The 14,443-nt window shown below is 41.7% G+C and carries 17 protein-coding genes and 18 tRNA genes; all 35 read right to left on the reverse strand.

The window, feature by feature from the left end:
• Positions 1-70: 70 nt before the first annotated feature.
• Positions 71-138 (reverse strand) — tRNA-Val (locus tag J6O61_RS14020).
• A 1-nt stretch (position 139) separates the two neighbouring features.
• Positions 140-212 (reverse strand) — tRNA-Ala (locus J6O61_RS14025).
• A gap of 165 nt (positions 213-377) precedes the next feature.
• Positions 378-449 (reverse strand) — tRNA-Ile (locus J6O61_RS14030).
• A gap of 417 nt (positions 450-866) precedes the next feature.
• A tRNA-Met gene (locus tag J6O61_RS14035) sits at positions 867-940 on the reverse strand.
• A 129-nt stretch (positions 941-1,069) separates the two neighbouring features.
• Positions 1,070-1,142: transfer RNA gene (locus tag J6O61_RS14040), tRNA-Lys, on the reverse strand.
• 4 nt (positions 1,143-1,146) lie between these two features.
• A tRNA-Phe gene (locus J6O61_RS14045) sits at positions 1,147-1,219 on the reverse strand.
• A gap of 4 nt (positions 1,220-1,223) precedes the next feature.
• Positions 1,224-1,295: transfer RNA gene (locus J6O61_RS14050), tRNA-Cys, on the reverse strand.
• A gap of 4 nt (positions 1,296-1,299) precedes the next feature.
• A tRNA-Gln gene (locus J6O61_RS14055) sits at positions 1,300-1,370 on the reverse strand.
• A gap of 10 nt (positions 1,371-1,380) precedes the next feature.
• Positions 1,381-1,602, reverse strand: a complete 222-nt coding sequence (locus J6O61_RS14060; RefSeq protein WP_292214534.1) for a helix-turn-helix domain-containing protein — start codon at positions 1,600-1,602, stop codon at positions 1,381-1,383.
• 368 nt (positions 1,603-1,970) lie between these two features.
• Positions 1,971-2,043 (reverse strand) — tRNA-Ile (locus tag J6O61_RS14065).
• Between the two features lie 4 nt (positions 2,044-2,047).
• Positions 2,048-2,120: transfer RNA gene (locus J6O61_RS14070), tRNA-Arg, on the reverse strand.
• 78 nt (positions 2,121-2,198) lie between these two features.
• Positions 2,199-2,286 (reverse strand) — tRNA-Ser (locus J6O61_RS14075).
• A gap of 5 nt (positions 2,287-2,291) precedes the next feature.
• Positions 2,292-2,376, reverse strand: a tRNA-Ser gene (locus J6O61_RS14080).
• A 200-nt stretch (positions 2,377-2,576) separates the two neighbouring features.
• Positions 2,577-2,651: transfer RNA gene (locus J6O61_RS14085), tRNA-Leu, on the reverse strand.
• 4 nt (positions 2,652-2,655) lie between these two features.
• Positions 2,656-2,738, reverse strand: a tRNA-Leu gene (locus J6O61_RS14090).
• Between the two features lie 3 nt (positions 2,739-2,741).
• Positions 2,742-2,820: transfer RNA gene (locus tag J6O61_RS14095), tRNA-Leu, on the reverse strand.
• Between the two features lie 3 nt (positions 2,821-2,823).
• Positions 2,824-2,907 (reverse strand) — tRNA-Leu (locus tag J6O61_RS14100).
• A gap of 76 nt (positions 2,908-2,983) precedes the next feature.
• A tRNA-Tyr gene (locus J6O61_RS14105) sits at positions 2,984-3,065 on the reverse strand.
• A gap of 3 nt (positions 3,066-3,068) precedes the next feature.
• Positions 3,069-3,142, reverse strand: a tRNA-Glu gene (locus J6O61_RS14110).
• A 47-nt stretch (positions 3,143-3,189) separates the two neighbouring features.
• A complete protein-coding gene (locus J6O61_RS14115; protein ID WP_292214535.1) occupies positions 3,190-3,444 on the reverse strand; it encodes a helix-turn-helix domain-containing protein in 255 nt (84 codons plus the stop codon).
• Between the two features lie 479 nt (positions 3,445-3,923).
• Positions 3,924-4,688 (reverse strand): nucleoside phosphorylase, encoded by a 765-nt coding sequence (locus J6O61_RS14120; protein WP_292214536.1) that lies wholly within the window; start codon positions 4,686-4,688, stop codon positions 3,924-3,926.
• Positions 4,689-4,705: 17 nt separating this feature from the next.
• Positions 4,706-5,254 carry a GNAT family N-acetyltransferase gene (locus tag J6O61_RS14125; protein WP_292214538.1) on the reverse strand — a complete coding sequence of 183 codons (549 nt, stop codon included), beginning with the start codon at positions 5,252-5,254 and terminating at the stop codon, positions 4,706-4,708.
• 297 nt (positions 5,255-5,551) lie between these two features.
• The gene (locus J6O61_RS14130; protein ID WP_292214540.1) at positions 5,552-6,337 is read right to left on the reverse strand and encodes a hypothetical protein; all 786 of its coding nucleotides are present in this window, start codon (positions 6,335-6,337) and stop codon (positions 5,552-5,554) included.
• A 154-nt stretch (positions 6,338-6,491) separates the two neighbouring features.
• Positions 6,492-6,959 carry a pyridoxamine 5'-phosphate oxidase family protein gene (locus J6O61_RS14135; protein ID WP_292214542.1) on the reverse strand — a complete coding sequence of 156 codons (468 nt, stop codon included), beginning with the start codon at positions 6,957-6,959 and terminating at the stop codon, positions 6,492-6,494.
• A gap of 38 nt (positions 6,960-6,997) precedes the next feature.
• Complete coding sequence (gene cobI / locus J6O61_RS14140; RefSeq protein ID WP_292214544.1) at positions 6,998-7,654, reverse strand: precorrin-2 C(20)-methyltransferase; 657 nt, start codon at positions 7,652-7,654, stop codon at positions 6,998-7,000.
• Between the two features lie 15 nt (positions 7,655-7,669).
• Entirely contained in the window at positions 7,670-8,146 is a 477-nt protein-coding gene (locus tag J6O61_RS14145) for a GNAT family N-acetyltransferase (protein WP_292214546.1), read from the reverse strand.
• 89 nt (positions 8,147-8,235) lie between these two features.
• Positions 8,236-8,589: a helix-turn-helix domain-containing protein gene (locus tag J6O61_RS14150; RefSeq protein ID WP_292214548.1), complete on the reverse strand. Its 354-nt coding sequence runs from the start codon at positions 8,587-8,589 to the stop codon at positions 8,236-8,238.
• A gap of 330 nt (positions 8,590-8,919) precedes the next feature.
• Complete coding sequence (locus J6O61_RS14155; protein ID WP_292214550.1) at positions 8,920-9,435, reverse strand: hypothetical protein; 516 nt, start codon at positions 9,433-9,435, stop codon at positions 8,920-8,922.
• 105 nt (positions 9,436-9,540) lie between these two features.
• Positions 9,541-9,897, reverse strand: a complete 357-nt coding sequence (locus J6O61_RS14160) for a helix-turn-helix domain-containing protein (protein WP_292214552.1) — start codon at positions 9,895-9,897, stop codon at positions 9,541-9,543.
• 42 nt (positions 9,898-9,939) lie between these two features.
• Entirely contained in the window at positions 9,940-11,019 is a 1,080-nt protein-coding gene (locus J6O61_RS14165) for a metallophosphoesterase (protein WP_292214555.1), read from the reverse strand.
• A complete protein-coding gene (locus tag J6O61_RS14170) occupies positions 11,019-11,798 on the reverse strand; it encodes a hypothetical protein (protein ID WP_292214556.1) in 780 nt (259 codons plus the stop codon). Before J6O61_RS14170 ends, J6O61_RS14165 begins: the two co-directional genes overlap by 1 nt.
• 274 nt (positions 11,799-12,072) lie before the next feature.
• Positions 12,073-12,663: an HD domain-containing protein gene (locus J6O61_RS14175; RefSeq protein ID WP_292214558.1), complete on the reverse strand. Its 591-nt coding sequence runs from the start codon at positions 12,661-12,663 to the stop codon at positions 12,073-12,075.
• Positions 12,664-12,718: 55 nt separating this feature from the next.
• A complete protein-coding gene (locus J6O61_RS14180; RefSeq protein ID WP_292214560.1) occupies positions 12,719-13,129 on the reverse strand; it encodes a peptide deformylase in 411 nt (136 codons plus the stop codon).
• Between the two features lie 127 nt (positions 13,130-13,256).
• Positions 13,257-14,138 (reverse strand): hypothetical protein, encoded by an 882-nt coding sequence (locus J6O61_RS14185; RefSeq protein WP_292214562.1) that lies wholly within the window; start codon positions 14,136-14,138, stop codon positions 13,257-13,259.
• Positions 14,139-14,266: 128 nt separating this feature from the next.
• Positions 14,267-14,437: an immunoglobulin-like domain-containing protein gene (locus J6O61_RS19760; RefSeq protein ID WP_442861708.1), complete on the reverse strand. Its 171-nt coding sequence runs from the start codon at positions 14,435-14,437 to the stop codon at positions 14,267-14,269.
• Between the last annotated feature and the right edge of the window lie 6 nt (positions 14,438-14,443).

Below are 14,443 nucleotides of genomic sequence, written 5' to 3' on the forward strand. Positions count from 1 at the left end.
TGCTTATCCGGCAGGTATTCCGATAACAGGGTGCTGGATGTCCGGGGGACATCCGTTTAGCACGGCCGAGCTACGCACAGGCGAACCTGTGGCTTCTTCCTTGTAAGGGAAGCACTCTCCCAGCTGAGTTATATCGTAGTGGACCGCACGGGAATCGAACCCGCCATCTCTGGATTGCAAAACCAGTGTCACCCCATTGCGACTTCCGGCCCAAGCTGCAGAAGACCGTGCCTGTGGCCTCCTGCTTTATTAAGTTATTTTACGTTCAGAAGTAAGGAAGTGCCTGCTTTCTCTCTTCTGAAAGCTCCATGTCGGTGCTGCCCCGACTTCCTTAGCTTGGAAAGCTAATACACTAGCTGATGTGCGAATGGAGCTGATCGGGCAACCGAGAATCGAACTCGGATCAGATGCTTATAAGACACCGGCTCTCACCATTGAACTATTGCCCAATATCAATTTGGGTATTAAAAAAGGACCCATCCTCTTGGACAGATCCTAAAATCCTACAGTATATTCCGGTGTGCCTGTTTACCAGCCTAACATCGGACTTTACCATCTGTCCTAAAATATTTTTCTATACCAAAAGCACGGCCTGATGTTCCTAATACGGGCGCATCAATAACAAACGTATCGACTGTGAAGTCATACGCTTTTGTCGCGGTTATGCCTATAAGATTAGAAATCATCATCTGTCTCATTGAAAGCTTTTTACCTTAACCTTTCTTAATATTTCTGATAAACAAAAAAGGAAGCGCTCGCATATTTATGTTGATGTTTGCATCAAAATAAATAGGACAGGCACTTCCTATGTACTTACATTAACATCATACCGTATATTTGTAAAGCACTTTTTTAAAAAAACAAAATACCTGAAATTGGGATCGAACCAATGGCCTTCTGCGTATGAAACAGACGCTCTTACCAACTGAGCTATTCAGGTAAAAAGCGGATACAGAGGGGTCGCAGACATCCAGGGGATGTCACGCTTGCGACTCCGAGCTTGCGAAGGGAACCCACAACCTCCCGGTTAACAGCCGGGCGCTCTGCCGATTGAGCTACAACAGCTTAGTGCTGCCTATGGGGATTGAACCCATGACCTACGGTTTAAAAGACCGTTGCTCTCCCAACTGAGCTAAGACAGCTAAGTGGACTCGGACGATATCGAACCGCCTACGCGGAGATCTTCACTCTCCCGCTCTACCATTTGAGCTACAAGTCCATAGAGACAAGGGCAGGATTCGAACCCACGATGGCGGAGTTGCAGTCCGCTGCCTTTCCAGCTTGGCTACCCTGTCTTAACTACGGCACTTGGAATCGAACCAAGATTACTGGAACCAAAATCCTGTGGGCTACCATTACCCCATACCGCATGGTGCAGTCTTACTCGACTGCTATTATTCTTTCAATAGGAACTTCAAGATATACAGAAAGTGCTACAATCCTATCAATGCTTGGAAGAACCTCTCCTCTTATGTATCTATACACAAGAGAAGTACTCGTTCCCAGGTATTCTGAAACCTCTGTAACTGTATGTCCGCTTTCTCTGATCAAATCTCTTATATGTATTCCTGTTTCTTCAATATCAATAACTGGATAATCCATTTTTCTAATCTCCTTTTTGCGCACTAAAAAACCACTTAACCTCGCAAGCTAAGTGGTTACAGATCATATCGACCTCGTGTATTTTTAATGCTCCGGATCATCCATTATTCACTGGATCCTGGACCACTTTCCACCAACTTGCAATTTACATAACTAACAAAGCACTTCTGATTTTTGCAGAACTGCATAAACTGTTTGTTATTAAATTGCTTGCTGATAGTTACGTAGTACATCTTAAAAATCTACCTCTTAACTTTCCGCTGACCTTTGGCAGCTCCATATCTTTGTTACACTTGTATTATCGTCCTGCCGGACCAGTTTGTATAGTGTCATCGAATGACACTTTTTCATTAGCTATAAGGCTATAGTACAGACATCCTGACTCGAACAGGAAATACCTCCGTATCAGAGAGGCGTGATAACCAATTTCACCATATCTGCAAAGTATCCCCTGCAGGATTCGGACCCGCGTATGTGAGATTAGAAATCTCATGCCTTTTCCACTTGGCGAAGGGGACATAAATGTTCCTCAGGCGATTCGAACGCCTAATTCCTGGTTCGTAGCCAGACAGTTTTTCCATTAGCTTAGAGGAACATGGCGCCGTGAACAGGGATCGAACCTGTCTTCCCGTGAAGGAAACCGCTGATTAGCAATCAGGTGCCTTACCACTCAGCCACCACGGCTAAAGCGCTGCATGAAGGAGTCGAACCTTCTCTCCCGTAAAGGAGCCAGCGGTTTTCAAGACCGCGGCAATCCCGTTCTGCCAATGCAGCTTGAGCATAACCCGTAGGGTCGCAGGCATCCAGGGGATGCCACGCTTGCGACTCCGAGCATTGCGCAGGGAACCCACACAAACTGTTTTGGAGACAGTTATGCTACCATTACATCAGGGCTATATTATTCTTTACACCTCTCTTTCCTCGTTATTTTTGTCGGTTATTCATGTATAAAAATCTTCTGCCTCTGGCAGAAATACAGGCGGTGGAATTCGAATCCACACATAAACGAGGTTTGAGCTCGCTTCCTCTGCCAATTGGGATACACCTGTGCAGTGCAGGATATCAGATTCGAACTGATACGGGCTAAGCCCAACTGGTCCTTAGCCAATTGCGTCTGCCACTTCCGCCAATCCTGCAAGTACGCCCTAAGAGACTCGAACTCTTACGCTTTCGCAACAGATTCTAAGTCTGCCGTGTCTACCATTTCACCAAGGGCACAGATGTGACCGGCGAGACTCGAACTCGCAACCAACAATAGGAACAGAGACTTAAGCTCTGCGTGTATACCAGTTCCACCACGGTCACAGATAATTCAGTTGTAAGCTCCTAAGTCGGAGTCGCAATAATCGTGTCATGTCTTTTCTCCTATCAAATAACTAAGTGGGCAAGATGGGTGTCGAGCCCATTACCTCCGAAGAGAACGGATTTACAGTCCGTCGCGTTTGCCGATTCGCTACTTGCCCTGATAATCCCCGCCGGAGTTGAACCGAGCATTTCAGCCTTGAAAGGGCTGTGTCCTTGCCATTTAGACGAGGGGACCATATGCGGAGCTGTTTTTACTCACAGCTCCTTTATTCTATTTTTCTTTCAAGCACCTAACTGTGCCTGAACTCCGTTGTCAACGATGATTATGTCATCTATTAGAACATCAAATACCACCGCCAGTACAACCAGGTTGTCTATCGTTGGCATTGCTGTGCCGTGCTGCCACTTGTATATAGCTTGTGGTGTTGTGAAACCAAACAGCATCTGCAGATCCTTAACAGACAGTCCGGCATCCTGACGCAGCTTTGTTATGTTCCTTCCGGTTGCCGCCATATCTATGGCAGGTATTGTAACCATTTCTGCTCCTTTCCGCTTATTGCATGAGCAAGCTTCACTAAACTCGACAAAACCTTGTCAAGTGAACTTGCATGGTTCGCACTAAACTCGTAAATACCTCGTTAAGTGCTCTACGCAAAAAAACGCCTACCTTTTTCACTTAAGGTAAGCGGTCGCTAAAACATGTTAATTTATCTGCCAGACCCTGGATTTATTCCCACTGGGTTCGCCTATCAACAACATTTTCTCGCAATTGCCTGTCCTTAAATGAGTGCATGAAATATAATCCCCACTCTGATCTTTTCAGGAGTGATGATTCATAACTTTCATTATGGAGGCAATAAATTCGATTCATTGTTGTTGTCATGTCTCTGTTTTTCCTTTCCGGGAGCAGATTATTTTTACTCCGCTTATCTCTTTCTATATCGAATAGTAACACTGAAATCCTTAGCTGTCTATTATACTCGTAGTATAAAGTCTACGCTCCGTCTCCGAGTGAATCACTTATAACCTCTAAGTACATCCAGTCCCAGCAACAATGCTTTTTCATGGGAATCCGTCCCAAAACCTCTGGCATCATATTCATGAACATTTGCCAGAGAGTCTGCTGTGAAAAGAAACTGTCCGAACTTAGCGCATCGTTTTCTGCATACTGCAGCCAGCGCCGCACACTCCATCTCTACGACAGAACATCCTTCCTCCAAACGATACTTGACCATGTCCTTTGTCTCTCTGAAGAATCCGTCAGTGGTCCATGTCGTACAGGTAACAAATGGCAAGTCATGGGATTTAAAGCAGTCTTCTATTGCAGCAACCGGCTCTTCATCCAGCTCTATGTATCTTGACGCAGGAAGATAATGATATGAAGTTCCTTCATCTCTTAGTGCTCTAACAGGCACAATGAAAGCATTCTCCGGGAGTTCGGCAAGTACTCCGCACGAGCCAACTGCTATAACTTTTTTGCAGCCACATGAGACTAATGAGTCCATTATCTGGGCTGCTGCAGGAGCTCCTATCGTTGATTGCACAAGACATATATCATCCTTTTCATGCAGAACATATATCTTTATATTGTGTGAAACTGTAATAAGTTCCTCTACGACTTCAGCATTATTGTCTTTGGCATATCGATGCACCACATCTCCAAGAAATGTAAAAAGACATTTCTCTGGAAGCTGTATGCCTGCTAAATCATGATCAGGTGCAATAACCTCTGCAGAACAATCATCATATTCAAGTATTGGTATTTCATTCTTTATAATCATCGTTTTTCCTCCCACAATTACAGAAACAGAACCATGTTGATCTCATCAATATATGTACCGTCCTTAAGCTTGAAAGCTCTGAGGTTCTTGCCCATTTCCTGAAATCCCATCTTCCTGTAAAGGGCCAATCCCTTTTCATTATCTGCATAAGTGCCAAGTTCCATCTGCTCAAAGCCAAGCTCTTTTGCTTTATCGATTGCTTTCTTCATAAGCAATGTCCCAAGACCGCATCCGCAATATTCCTGCTCTATGGCAATTGCAAAATCGCATCTGTGCTTAAGTTTAATGTGGTTCCTGTGACTTGAAATAGAGCAATTGCCTACAGCCTTATCTCCATCGAAGACCGTAAACCACACTGAATCCTCAGCTTCAAGATTATCATTTATGATTCTCTTTTCTCTCTCAATATCCATGCTTATTTCTTCAGGGTATCTGATCAGAAAATGTGTCTCCTCTGCTGTCTTCACAATGTAATCCAGCATTGTCTGTGCATCCCTTTCCTCCGCAGATCTTAGCGTCAGATTCCTTCCATCCTTCAGTGTGATTCTTTCTTCTTCGATTCTCATGCTGCTCCTCCTTTGATGTAAAAAAATAGACCTCATCAAACATCCGCTTGATAAGGTCTTTGTAAACTCAGTTATTATGAATCAATAAAGCTATATTCATCTATAACACGGCCTCATCTCGCACGTCAAATTTAACCCCTGATTAGTATTCACGGGCATAATATTGACCATTCTGTTGACGAGACGAGTGTTTGCCATATAATCAGCTTTCCTCCGAAATTATTAGTTGTTAGTATACGCACCATGATAAGCGATGTCAACTACTCCTGTTTTATTTGATAGCAAAAAGAAGTATCCTCATAAAGCAGTCATTTCCCTCTGTTTATAAATGAGCTGTTCTTCCCTATCATTTCTTTCTTCAAAAAGCTTTCTGATTAGTTCTTCCTGTTCTTTTTCAGACTGCTTTTCTTCTTTTTCAAGGAGCGCTTCGTGAATAGTCTCAAGTTCTCTATCTATACTGTCCATGAGCTTATCCCATTCCTTCATGCTCATTTCCTGGCTGCCGATCTGGATTTTGATCTCGGTTTCATTGTTGATGAGTTTGTAGTACAGTTCTGCTCTAAATGCGCTAATCTGAGCTGCCAGGACTGTTTCACCAATCTCAGGCTCTTTCTCCGCATCAGGAGTTTCAGATTCCGCAGCTGCTTCCTCTGCAGTCTCAGCCTTCTCTTCCTCTATTTCCATGCGTTTCCGGGTGCAGTGGTTATATTCATGGATAGCTCGCATTATGGCATTAAGATCCTCTGGTGTGAACATACTTGCTGCCCTGGCGAGCGTATCAATATTATCTACATTCAGATGAAGACTACCACCGCTGGGCAGCGCTATTTTAAGGATTTTATTTGTTTCATACATATTCCCGAGAGTTATTGCATTCTGGTTATAGTCGCAAACAAAAGTAACACCGTTGTACTGTATGATTCCTTCCTTTGCCAAAAAGTTATACGGGCATTTCTTTTCCGTTTCCGCCTGAAGCTTTTGTCCAAAGCTCTCAGTCTCACCTACAGCTGAAGTAGTCCCTTTTCCCACTCCAAAATTATATGATTCTGTATAATAATCATTCGCCAGTGCTGCTATTCCCATGTATACCTCCGGATAACAAAAACGTGCCCTTTCAAGGATGGTCAATCCATTGAAAAGACACGCATTTCCATTGCTATCTTTTATATCGGCAATATTCTTTAATTGTTTATAGGTGCAAATAATTCAGAATAACTTCAGAAAAGGAAACTGAAAGTTATTTTGCCTTGCAGGAGATCTTATCAACATTCACTCTGAAAACAGCAACCTCATTCAATATCTCATCAGAATACTGCCATTTGGCCTTATCAGATGTCTGTCTCATCAGCGTATTAAGCCCGCTGATTATTTCTTCCCTGTCCTCGACAATAGATATCTTTCCGGTTCCGACTATGCTCTGATATCTAGCTGAGTACTTGCAGGCTATGTCAGCCTCCAGTAGTTCATAGTTTCCATCAATCTCAAAGCCGATATTCGGCGATTCCTTGCTCAGTTCATACTTGCGTCCATCTTTTGCTCCATGAAAATAGAATACATACTGCCCGGAATCATTAGCATATCCATAATTTACCGGAACGATATAAATCTCCCCGTTGTCATAGAACGCGATCCTCATGATCTGTTCTTTGGCTATAAATTCCTCAATTTGTTTCTTATCCTTAATTTCCCTGTCACTTCTTCTCACCGGCAATCTCCTCGTCATTTATCCTACTGAAACTATATTTACCTCACTATCACCAAAGAAAAATAACCGGCTTCATCCGGAATAGAATGCATATCAAGATAAACCTTCTCATCTGGCATTCCACAATTTTCGATCATATAGACATTCTTGTTATAAGCAAAAGCTTTTTCTTTGATTTCCTTTAGCTTGCTCCCTGCTTTTAATATCACGAGCGTACCTTCAAATTCACAGAATTTTCCCGAGATGATCATCACTGATTCATCGCCCAAAGAAAGTGGTAACTCTAGCCTTGCTGCAGCAGCGCTAAACGAAGTGATTCCACTGACTATCTCTATTTCATAACCTTGTTCCTTTATAATGTTAGCAACATAATAAAATGTTGAGTAGAATTCCGGATCTCCCAATGTCAGAAAAGCCAAGTTCTTTCCTGATGAAAGATAGTCTATAACCTGTTCAGCCGCTTTATGATGAGCATCACTCAAGTCATCCTTTCGCATTGGAAATCCCAAAAGCAACAGTTCTTTTGATGAAATATCCGGAACAGCCTCTTTTGCAATCTTATATGCAGTCCCTGGCTCACCATGGCTTTCAGGACATGCAATGCAATCAGCATTCTTTATGGTCTTTAGTGCTTTTATCGTTATTAGCTCCGGATCACCAGGCCCGACTCCAACAGCATACAATTTTCCTGCCATAGTATTTATGTATCCTCACAACTCTTTTCTAAAAAATCTGTTCATAGTACTGTGTACCACCTCTTTAGGACGCTCTATCTCTTTATATCCTTTCTTTTCATATATGTGGATCGCAGCCTGCAGATTATCATGGGTCTCCAAATACGAAATCTTGTATCCTGCCTCGCGCATTCTGTCCTCAATGAAGTCTATCAGTTCATAGCCAAGTCCAGAGCCTTTTGCAGTATCCGAAAGATATAGCTTCTGCAGCTCAGCAGTATCTTTAATCGGTTCAAATCTGGCAAATCCGATTCCACCAATAACCTCGCCATTGTCGCCTTCAATGACAAAGTATCTACGCTCATTATTACCATAATAGTCACTAAGGTGGTCTAATTCTTTGTCAAAATAGACTGTTCCTGGAATATCAAGATTAAAATGTTTAAGGTTATCCCTGACAAGCAATGCTACTACGGCATTGTCAGCCTCTGTCATTTCCCTGTATTTAATCATTCAAACTCCTCTTTCTTCTTCCCTGACTTTGCCATATAATTTCTTTCTTCCTGATTCTATCAGTTCTTTCTCAAATGCCTGCGCTTCATCTATTCTGTCAACTTAATACTTATCATATCTTTTTCAGGCAAAATATAAAAGCCATATTGAATCATCGTACTCAATACAGCTCTTAAAAAAGGAAGAAGAGGACTCTCGTCCTCTCCTGTTGTCATGTTATGAATAAGGATGTCTTCTATGTGGCATCCAAACAAAATGCTAAGTCTTACAAGGTTATCGGTATTTGGCAAACATTGTCCGCGCTGCCATTTGTAAATTGCCTGCTCTGATTCAAGTCCAAGTGCATTGGCAAGATCAAATACCCTGTAGTGGTTCTGTTTGCGAAGCTGCTTGATCTTATCACCAGTAGCCTGCATGTCAACGAATACATCAAAAATATCCATGGTCGTTATCCTCCGTATTAACAAAAGACTCTGCAACGCCATCCCGTTTCATTATAATATCACAAACTGCTTCAACAAAAAATATACCAGTGGTTTAGTTTCTTAATCAAAAAAGAGGGGCATATGAAACCGAACTTCAATGCCCCGGTACCAAAGGTACAAGTTTTTTGCAACAGGTGAGATTTTAAATTGTGCTTCAAACACACCCTGTTCGTAACCTTGAACAATTCTCCAATAAAAAATAACAAATAACCGCGAACCGCAACACTGAACGGCGATTAATGCTTAACACCTTGTACGCCCCTAAAACCTGATGCACGGAAAAAAACATTAAACTTCCACCTCAAACTCAAAGGTCTGATTGAACTTATCAAGGGCAATCTGCATTGCCGCAATCTCCGCATCAATACGCTCATAATCCTTATTGACGGCCTTGAGATCGTAATTGATATATCTATACTCAGGAGCTGTTTTTCTTGCCCCGTACAAGCCTGAGTTTTCTCTCGTCTTAGCCTGGCGCTTACGCATCTTGTCAAGCACCAGCTTTCTCCTGTTAAGCTGCGCCATCTTTACCAGAATTGAATCAATAGTCATGTCTAGGCCTTCAACATCAATCTTGCTTGTTGCATTTGTCACATTGATCGCGTGCTTGATCTTTATTATCTTCCCATCAATCTCCGCTATCTTTGCAGATACTTCTGCGTAATCATAATCGGGAATAACCGGCTCCTCATCCAGCGCAGCCACATAGACCTGCCCTTCCTGTTCTTTGTTTAGGTAAAAATCCTTATCATCATTAAGCTTCTTCAAAACTTTATTTGCATATGCTGATGTCATCTTTGTCATAGTGCTTCCCTCCATACTCTGTCATTTTCCTGTTCCTATACAATGATTCTATAAAACCTTGATTGTTTTGTCGCTAAACCTGTGGTATAGAATGCAGTTACATACTCATATTTCAATAACCACTCTGCACTTTTTCTTTGTCACCGGGACAAGTAAATCGTCAACGCTTACCCCAAGCATTCCACCTAGGACGTACAGATTCTCTACGACAAGAAAAGTCCCTTTATGCCTCCATTTATTTACAGCCTGCGGTGTAATACCCATCTTGTCAGCAATAGCCTTATCTTTTAGGCCCTTAGCTTTTATCATATCGCATATTCTATTTTTAGTTGCCTCTATATCGAGACCCGCAGACCTGTCCGGCTCTTCCCAGTCCACGATATAATCCATCTTGCTGCAAATCTTTTTCACTCTGTATTCTGACATAATCTCCTCTAAGATCTTGATTATATTCTTATGCATTCTTATTCTCCCCAGGTAGTAGATGTTTTATACATCTTTTTTTCAGATACTTCTATCTAACTGCCTTAACGCTTCAAAAATCTCTTTATCCTTTATATCCCATAGATCAGTTTCACCCAAAGCATACTGGATCAGCTGGCCCAATCGCATATCCGGATGCTTATCCCACGCTTTAGTAAGAAGATCGATATATCCCTGGATTCTCTCGGGATTCCGTTCCTTCCTCATTTCCTCAACGCCTTCTTCTATATGCTTGCGAACCTCTTCATCTGAATAAACTCTCCCCTCCCTAATATCCTGTTCAGCCTTCTCTAATGATTTCTCTAAGTTTTCCCATGTTGCCTTAATCCCAATCTGCTCATCATATGGAACAAGTTCTTCGAAAAGATAAGCAGGATACCCAAACGATTTGGGATGTTCAAGAATGTGTATAAACAAGCCGTCATGTCTACCACCATGCGGGACAAACGTGTACTCTTTTCCCACCTCAAGCTCTTCTTCTGTAATAAAATGACCATCGCCTATAAAGTCATGTGTCTTCTCTATACATCGGATTTTCCTTAGAGTTTTATCAAATGTATTTATCTGCTTGGTCATGACTACCTGCCTGGTTTCCTCAAAGAATTTCTCTATCTGTTTTACAGAGACAGGAAAGAAATTATTTGTATCAACGCCAACGTCATATCTTCTTATGCCTTCACCTCGGTTAGACTCGTTATAATCCATACGAGAATGGATATGACCATGAAGCTGGTAGCCTCCACTGTTTTTCTTTGGCCATGACATCATCGGATAATGCATCAGGGCATAATGATTACCATCTACAGATATTTTCATGAAATCCTGCATATCCATAAACAACCTGGGATCATAGTTTTTGTCATGATTCCCTTTTATGAGATATTTCTTGCCATTAAGCTTTTTTATTATGCTATCTGCTTCTTCAACCTTCATATGATGGCAGATGTCCCCAAGAATATAGACTGTGTCATCTCTCTTAACAACAGAATTATAATTCTGTATGAGTACGCGGTCCATCTCTTCAACGGATTCAAACGGGCGGTTCTGCATGGCAATAATCGCCCGGTGCCCCAAATGCATATCAGCAGTAAAATAAATCATCACTCTACTTCCTTCAATTTCTTGATAAGCCTGTCATTTTTGCATGAATAGTTTTCCAACTCCAATCGAAGCTTCTCCTTAAAGTGCCCGAAAAACAGAGCAATGTCCTCTGCTTCATCTCCTGAATAATTCTCTATTGTATTATGTTTTTCATCATAACTTTTCTTATACAAAAGACATCTCGCTATTCTTTCATCAGCTGCTAGAGCAAATCCAGTAACATATGTATATAGCAGTACAAATGATTGTTCTTTTCCAAATGCCATCCTACAATATCTAGGATTCTCCAATTTAAGAATCAGCAATGCCTCTTCCTCGAATTTCTTGTTATTTAGGTCTTCATCAGATAATGGTCCGTGCTCTTTTTCATCATAATCATCAGCTTCAAAGTCCATAAAATTCCCAAGCCTTAGAGTCTGTCCACAAGAACACTTCACTTTAGTAGCCATGCCTAGTCCCGTAGGAATGAATGTATATGAAAACTTGTCAAACGCCATCCCCATAGGACAGTCTTTATGCTGTTCTTTAAATCTTTTTAACCTGTCAGCATCAGCGCCACTTATCTCAAACGATGTCTCTTTATAGGATTTCTTACTTGCAGAAATGCTTTCTACAAATTTTTCCATTCGTTTTAGGAACTCGTCCTCTTCGCAGTTCCACAGCCTATCCTTGTCCGGAACAATATCCATCACAAACTGTCCAAATCTTAAATCAGGATACTTCTCCCATACCTCAGCTATCCTGTCCAGAAAAGGCCGTATTCTGCCAACATCCCTCATGCAATTTCTCCCGATTTTTAATATAACAACTCTACATACAATAATATTTTACCCACAATCCACTCCGCTTTCTATAAACCCGTGGTTGATAAAAAGAGATGTCAGCTCAGTCAGAAACACCCATATCGGCAATTATTTGTTTTTTTGCCAATATGGGTATCAAAGTAACACTTATCTTAAGCTGTATTTTTGGAGATCATTCATTGACTCTTTTTAGGACATATTGAAGGCGATGCATTTAGCATCGCCCCTAATTAACCATATACGCGTAAAATCACTCCTTGATATTACCCTTTTTCATATGCTCCTTGATGAGCTTATCGGTAACTTCCTGATACAGTTTCTCTGAGCCAAGCCTTGTCTTACTCTGCCGGCCATAGACCTGATCAGCTGTAACGCCATGTTCCTTCCAGTCTGAACCTCCGTTACTGTTGTTAAGGAGTAATGGCTGAAGATTATCCATGGCATGAGCATACTTTGACTCCGGTGTTTCATATGCCTCAAACTCATCGAAAAGAGCTATCAACTCTGCTCTCTGGTCATCCGGCAAAAGAGAAAAGATTCTTTCCTTTGCCTTATCTTCACGCTCTTTCTGAGTCTTTATCCCTTCTGCATCATAGGCATAAGTATCTCCGGCATCAATCTCCACCACATCATGGATCATGCACATAAGCATGACTTTTGCGATGTCCACGGGCTCATTAGCATACTCTTTTAAAATATAAGCCATCAGCGCCATGTGCCAGGCATGCTCCGCATCATTCTCATTTCTACCATGCCCAGAAAGGTGTGTTTGCCTAAAAATATTCTTTTCCTTATCCACTTCTAATGCAAAATCAAGCTGTTTCCTAAGTCTCTCGTCCATATAGTCCCTTTATTCCATTTAACCTTTTCTTTCTTCATAATCGGTCTGAACTCGTTTATATAAGTATTCCTGAAAAGTGGTCGATTTCATGCTGGATTATCTGCGCTGTGAAATCCTTGTACTTCCCATGCTGAAGCTTGAAGTCCTGATCAAGATAGTCCACCTCAATCTCTTTATACCTGGTGCAGGGTCTCACACCTTCAAGAGACAGGCAACTCTCTTCTGTCTTGTATTCTCCGCTCTTCTTTGTAATTACAGGATTGACCATCGCAAAATGGAATGGTCCCATAGCCACAACAATGATAGTCTTCTTAATGCCTATCATATTGGCGGCCATGCCAACACAGTGCTCCTGGTTGGCTCTTAGTGTATCAAGAAGATCCTGAATTACATGCTTGTCTGCCTCTGTTGCCGGTTCAGATTTCTGTTGCAGAAAGAACGGATCTTTAACTATCTGCTTAATCATTACTTGCTTTCTCCCATTCTGCTTTATATTCATTAGCATTTGCGCAGAATGCGCTCTTAAGGTATCCCCTGCCTTCATAGAACTGAAAGCACATCCCATGGTGGGGTCTTAAACATTTCGACATGAATCATTCATCCTCCAGATCCCATGGATCTATATCAAGCTCAGCCTTGATACGAGTCTTTTTTTCTTCCCTATTTTGGAACGGGAATTCAATTATCTTCTTTTCCTTCTCTGCAACCATCCCCAGCTGTTCATTGGCTTCAAGTTTCTTCAGCTGTTCCTCAGTGTAATCATCCAGGAAAAGAAAATCCGTATCCCAGAAGCATACATCAAGGTATTCACGAAGATCTTCATAGCAATTAACCAGATACTCCGCTGTTTCCTCAAGCTCTTTTCCTTCGAATTCTCCCTTGTAGGCTTCAAGCACAGCTTTCTTAACTACTGTACGATCAGGTTCGGGAATCCTTTCTACTGTAGATAACTCCTCCTCATCATCAAAATCATCTCCGAAGAAATCATCCTCGTCATCTTCGAAATCTTCATCAAAACCCTCATCAAAGCCATCAAACATGCCATCCTCAAGGTCGTCAAAAAGTCCATCCTCCATATCCTGGTTGATCATATCAACTTCGCCAACTTCGCTCTCCAGAATACTGTAGAGAATATACTCCATTGCAAGATCCGGCACATATTCCTTCTTGGCCCTTAAAAGTTTGTACAGACCAAAGAACTTTTTATTTGCCTTATTCAAAGGATAGTTCTCAGGCAAATACATCATGGAAACGGCTGCAGCAAACTGATCATCCAGCATAAGCTCTTTTAGATCCACGAGCTCATCAAAGCTCTTTGTAGAAGCACTCTCATCAAGCTCACCCCTCATCGCCATTCCCCAGACAACTTCATCAAGGATAATATCCTCCATGATCTCCAGAAGCCTGTAGTTTACAAATTCAGTTACTATCTTATCCGCTTTTTCTTCACCAATAAGGTTCGGTACTCTAAGCATTTTTTTACTCCTCCATTTTCATTACTCTGTGATTTCTATTTAATTCCCTTCAACAGCAACGATGCAGTTCTCATAATAGCCATCACCAGTTGTTCTGTGACCACTAACAACTTGATAGCAATCATTTCTCATCCGGCAATCAAAAACTGTGCGCTAATAGGATACCGGTTCAAACTATCCCCTTCGCTGCTAACTCCTGAATCCAAAACATCCTTGGTTATCTTATATGTTCCAGGTTCAAGCTTTCCGTAAAGCCATTCCCAGTTAGTTTCAATCTCAGCTTCCCCATTCTTTGGAATATTGTA

It is taken from the genome of Butyrivibrio sp. (assembly GCF_017635265.1).
Taxonomy (GTDB): Bacteria; Bacillota; Clostridia; order Lachnospirales; family Lachnospiraceae; genus Butyrivibrio.

Bases quoted from the DNA above. Each gene is read 5' to 3' on its own strand.
- J6O61_RS14185 (WP_292214562.1), bottom strand. From the start codon at position 14,138: ATGCTTAGAGTACCGAACCTTATTGGTGAAGAAAAAGCGGATAAGATA.
- J6O61_RS14170 (WP_292214556.1), bottom strand. From the start codon at position 11,798: ATGAGGGATGTTGGCAGAATACGGCCTTTTCTGGACAGGATAGCTGAG.
- J6O61_RS14160 (WP_292214552.1), bottom strand. From the start codon at position 9,897: ATGCATAAGAATATAATCAAGATCTTAGAGGAGATTATGTCAGAATAC.
- J6O61_RS14115 (WP_292214535.1), bottom strand. From the start codon at position 3,444: ATGGTTACAATACCTGCCATAGATATGGCGGCAACCGGAAGGAACATA.
- J6O61_RS14155 (WP_292214550.1), bottom strand. From the start codon at position 9,435: ATGACAAAGATGACATCAGCATATGCAAATAAAGTTTTGAAGAAGCTT.
- J6O61_RS14165 (WP_292214555.1), bottom strand. From the start codon at position 11,019: ATGATTTATTTTACTGCTGATATGCATTTGGGGCACCGGGCGATTATT.
- cobI (WP_292214544.1), bottom strand. From the start codon at position 7,654: ATGGCAGGAAAATTGTATGCTGTTGGAGTCGGGCCTGGTGATCCGGAG.
- J6O61_RS14175 (WP_292214558.1), bottom strand. From the start codon at position 12,663: ATGGACGAGAGACTTAGGAAACAGCTTGATTTTGCATTAGAAGTGGAT.
- J6O61_RS14130 (WP_292214540.1), bottom strand. From the start codon at position 6,337: ATGGGAATAGCAGCACTGGCGAATGATTATTATACAGAATCATATAAT.
- J6O61_RS14125 (WP_292214538.1), bottom strand. From the start codon at position 5,254: ATGAGAATCGAAGAAGAAAGAATCACACTGAAGGATGGAAGGAATCTG.
- J6O61_RS14120 (WP_292214536.1), bottom strand. From the start codon at position 4,688: ATGATTATAAAGAATGAAATACCAATACTTGAATATGATGATTGTTCT.
- J6O61_RS14060 (WP_292214534.1), bottom strand. From the start codon at position 1,602: ATGGATTATCCAGTTATTGATATTGAAGAAACAGGAATACATATAAGA.
- J6O61_RS14150 (WP_292214548.1), bottom strand. From the start codon at position 8,589: ATGGATATTTTTGATGTATTCGTTGACATGCAGGCTACTGGTGATAAG.
- J6O61_RS14145 (WP_292214546.1), bottom strand. From the start codon at position 8,146: ATGATTAAATACAGGGAAATGACAGAGGCTGACAATGCCGTAGTAGCA.
- J6O61_RS14180 (WP_292214560.1), bottom strand. From the start codon at position 13,129: ATGATTAAGCAGATAGTTAAAGATCCGTTCTTTCTGCAACAGAAATCT.